This window comes from Streptomyces sp. BF23-19, assembly GCF_041106355.1.
GTDB lineage: Bacteria > Actinomycetota > Actinomycetes > Streptomycetales > Streptomycetaceae > Streptomyces > Streptomyces virginiae_A.
In genome coordinates, this window is record NZ_JBGBPT010000182.1 from 1 (window position 1) to 3,924 (window position 3,924).

3 protein-coding genes and 1 pseudogene are annotated in these 3,924 nt (G+C 72.8%); all 4 read right to left on the reverse strand.

The window, feature by feature from the left end; genetic code table 11:
* Positions 1-83: 83 nt before the first annotated feature.
* Positions 84-680, reverse strand: coding sequence for a Uma2 family endonuclease (locus AB8A24_RS43075; protein ID WP_328963148.1), 597 nt, complete (start codon positions 678-680; stop codon positions 84-86).
* Between the two features lie 225 nt (positions 681-905).
* Positions 906-2,216, reverse strand: coding sequence for a DUF58 domain-containing protein (locus AB8A24_RS43080; RefSeq protein WP_369479229.1), 1,311 nt, complete (start codon positions 2,214-2,216; stop codon positions 906-908).
* Complete coding sequence (locus AB8A24_RS43085; RefSeq protein ID WP_266392005.1) at positions 2,216-3,202, reverse strand: MoxR family ATPase; 987 nt, start codon at positions 3,200-3,202, stop codon at positions 2,216-2,218. Before AB8A24_RS43085 ends, AB8A24_RS43080 begins: the two co-directional genes overlap by 1 nt.
* Positions 3,199-3,924, reverse strand: a pseudogene (locus tag AB8A24_RS43090) (DUF4350 domain-containing protein); the annotation flags it as partial. The pseudogene AB8A24_RS43090 and the gene AB8A24_RS43085, both read right to left, overlap by 4 nt.

Genomic DNA, 3,924 nt, shown 5'->3' on the forward strand with positions numbered 1-3,924 from the left:
AGCCCCGCACCAGCCCTTATGGGTTCGGTGCGGGGCTTTTTTGCGTTCACGGGCAGGTCGCGACCGATCGGGCCGGCCTCGTCTCACCAGTCGGCGGGGTAGCTCTTGAGGCTGCTCGTATCGAGCGTCCAGCGGCCGGCGGTGACGGTGTCCCCGAAGGCGTAGGGGACCGCTTTCCGGTAACGGATGCCGTCGGGTCCGGATGAGGGGTCGCTGTGCACGGTGACTGTCTTCTTGTCCTTGCGGGGATCCACGACGACATACAGCGGCACTCCCATCCCGGGGTAGTCGTGCAGCTTGTCGCGGATGTCAGTGAGCGAGTTCGTGCGTGAGACGACCTCGACCACCAGCAGGACGTCGCGGGCGTTGACGACCTTGGCGGTGTCATCGGTGTCTTCCTCCGCGATGACCATGAGATCGGGGACCTTGGTCAGGCCGGTTTGAGGATCACCCATGTTCGTGCCGTTGAGGGCCATGAGTTCTGGCGTCTGTGCCTCGATCTGACGGCGCAGACGCACCACGTTGAGCCCGTGGGGAGCCGTCGGGCTCATCATCGTGAGGAAGATCTGGCCGTCGGTGGTCTGCACCTTCCATTGGTCTTCCTGGTGCTCGGCCAGCTCCGCGAGCTGTTCCGCGAAGTCGTGCATGCGGCGCATCTGCTCGGGGGTGAGGTCGGCCATGATTTCCTCCTGGTGGGTGCCCGACCAGCGTATCCAGCGAGGCGATGGCTCGAGCGGAGTTGAGCTGGTGCTGTGACCGGAAAGGTCCACCGGGTCGCGGCGCCCGGTACGGCACCTCGCCGCGTTGTCGGACCACGGAAGTACGTCCGGTACGGCCCGCGGCCCTCCACCTTGCGATGCACCGCACCGGACACCGCGACCCGGCAAACCTCTCCGGCCACAGCACTAGAGGCGGCCGGCGGCTTTCAGGGCCAGGTAGGCGTCCGCCAGGGCCGGGGCCAGGGTGTCCGGGGTGGCGTCGACGACGTGGACGCCGTGGCGGGTGAGCTGGTCGGACGTGCGGCGGCGTTGGGACTGGGTCTGGGTGCCGGCGGCGGCCTCGTAGACCGCGTCCACCGAGCCCCGTGAACTTGTCATGGCCGCGACGTGCGGGTCGGCGACCGAGGCCAGCACGACCGTGTGGCGCTGCGTGAGACGGGGGAGCACCGGGAGCAGGCCCTCCTCGATCGGAGACGCGTCCAGGCTCGTCAGGAGGACCACCAGGGAGCGGCGCGGGGCGCTGCGGAGGATCGTGGAGACCAAGGTCCTGGCGTCCGTCTCGACCAGCTCCGGCTCCAGGGTGGCCATCGCGTTGACGAACGACGGGAGGGTGTCGGCCGCCGAGCGGCCCTGGACCTGGGCGCGCGGGCGGCGGTCGTGGGCCAGCAGGTCCACGCGGTCGCCGGCGCGGGTGGCCAGGGCGGCGAGGAGCAGGGCCGCGTCCATCGCGGAGTCCAGGCGGGGAGCGTCTCCGACGCGGCCCGCCGAGGTACGGCCGGTGTCCAGGCAGATGAGGATGTGCCGGTCGCGTTCGGGGCGCCAGGTGCGGACGGCCACCTTGTTCTGGCGGGCCGTGGCGCGCCAGTCGATGGAGCGGGTGTCGTCGCCGGGGACGTAGTCGCGGAGGCTGTCGAACTCGGTGCCCTCGCCGCGGGTCAGGACGCTGGTACGGCCGTCGAGTTCGCGCAGGCGGGCCAGCCGGGACGGGAGGTGCTTGCGGCTGGTGAAGGGCGGCAGGACCCGGACGGTCCAGGGGGCCGCCTGGGACCGCTGGCGGGCCCACAGGCCCAGGGGGCCGTAGGAGCGGATCGTGACGCGGTCGGCCTGGCGGTCGCCGCGGCGGGTGGGCAGCAGCCGGGTGGTCAGCCGGCGGCGTTCGCCCGCGGGGACGACCACCTCGTGGCGGGACGCGGCGGTCTCCGTGCCAGGGAGCCAGCTGCTCGGGGGCCAGGCGTCCCGGACGCGGGCCCGGAGCTTGCGGCTGCTGGGGTTGGTGACGGTGAGGTGGACGTCCGCCGGTTCGCCGAGGCGGACCGAGGTGTCTCCGGAGCGGGCCAGCACGAGGCCGCGTACGGGCGCCGCGAGGGCGCCGTCGAGCGCGCAGGCCAGTGCGATCGGGCCGTTGACCGCGAGCATGCCGGTCCAGCTCGGTTCGAGGAGGCCGACCGGGATGCTGCCGAGGGCCGCCAGCAGGGCGGCGCGTCCGGTGAGGGCCATCAGCGCGGGACGGGGACGTGGGAGAGGATCGCCGTGATCACGGCGTCGGCGGTGACTCCCTCCATCTCCGCTTCGGGGCGCAGCTGGACGCGGTGGCGCAAGGTCGGCAGGGAGAGTGCCTTGACGTCGTCGGGGGTGACGTAGTCGCGGCCGGTGAGCCAGGCCCAGGCGCGGGCGGTGGCCAGCAGGGCGGTGGCGCCGCGGGGGGAGACGCCGAGGGTGAGGGACGGCGATTCGCGCGTGGCGCGGCAGATGTCGACGACGTAGCCGGCGATCTCGGGGGAGACGGAGACCTTGGCGACGGCCTGGCGGGCGGCTTCGAGCTGGGCCGGGCCGGCGACGGGGCGGATGCCGGCGGCGTGCAGGTCGCGCGGGTTGAAGCCGGCGGCGTGGCGGGTCAGGACCCCGATCTCGTCCTCGCGGGAGGGCAGGGGGACGGTGAGCTTGAGGAGGAAGCGGTCGAGCTGGGCTTCCGGGAGGGGGTAAGTGCCCTCGTACTCGACCGGGTTCATGGTGGCGGCGACCAGGAAGGGGTCGGGGAGCCCCCGCGGTGTGCCGTCGACCGTGACCTGACGCTCCTCCATCGCTTCGAGGAGGGAGGACTGGGTCTTGGGCGGGGTGCGGTTGATCTCGTCCGCGAGGAGGAGGTTGGTGAAGACCGGGCCGTCCTGGAAGGAGAACTCGGCGGTGCGGGCGTCGTAGACGAGGGAGCCGGTGACGTCGCTCGGCATCAGGTCCGGGGTGAACTGGACGCGCTTGGTGTCGAGTTCGAGGGATGCGGCCAGGGCTCGCACGAGGAGGGTCTTGGCGACGCCGGGGACGCCTTCGAGGAGGACGTGGCCGCGGCACAGGAGCGCGACGACGAGGCCGGTGACGGCGGAGTCCTGACCGACCACGGCCTTGCCGATCTCGGTGCGGAGCGCTTCGAGGGAAGCGCGGGCGCTGTCCGCGGTCACTGCCGTGGACTCGGTGGCCGGGTACGTCATGACGTACGGACCTCTCTTTCGAGGGCGTCGAGGTGGTCGGCGAGCGCGACGAGTGCCGCGTCGTCGGAGGGGGTGGTGCCGAAGAGGAGGGCGGTCACGTCCCGGGGCTCGCCCGTCAGGCGGGCGGAGACGGCCGGGGCCAGTGCCGCGGGGTCGTGGGCCTGGGTGTGGGGTACGCCGACCAGTGCGGCGAGGCGTTCGCGGGTGGCGGCGCGCAGCACGGTGGCGGCGCGGTCGCGGGCGTCGGCCTTGCGGTAGAGGCGGGCGCGGCCCTCGGTGGCCTCGGAGGCGCGGATGGCGACGGGGAGTTTCTCGGTGACGAGGGGGCCCAGGCGTCGGGCGCGCCAGAGGGCGGCGAGGACGGCGGCGACGAAGAGTTGGAGCAGGGCCCAGGACCAGCCGGCCGGGACGAGTTCGAGGAAGCTCTTGTCCTCGCCGGAGGGCGCGGTGTCGGGGTCGGAGTCCGCGAGGGACGGCAGGTACCAGACGAGGTTCGGGCGGGAGCCGAGGAGTTGGAGGGCGAGGGAGGCGTTGCCTTCGTCGGCGAGGGACTCGTTGAGGAGGATCGTCTCGGAGCCGAGGAGGACGGTGTCGCCGCCGGTGGGGCCGGTGGGGAGGACGAGGAGGGTGGGGTGGCCGCCGCTGGGGTAGCAGGCGGTGGCCCGGGGGAGGGTGGTGGTGTAGCGGAGGGGGGCGCCGGGGTCGGCGCCGGGGCGGCGGCC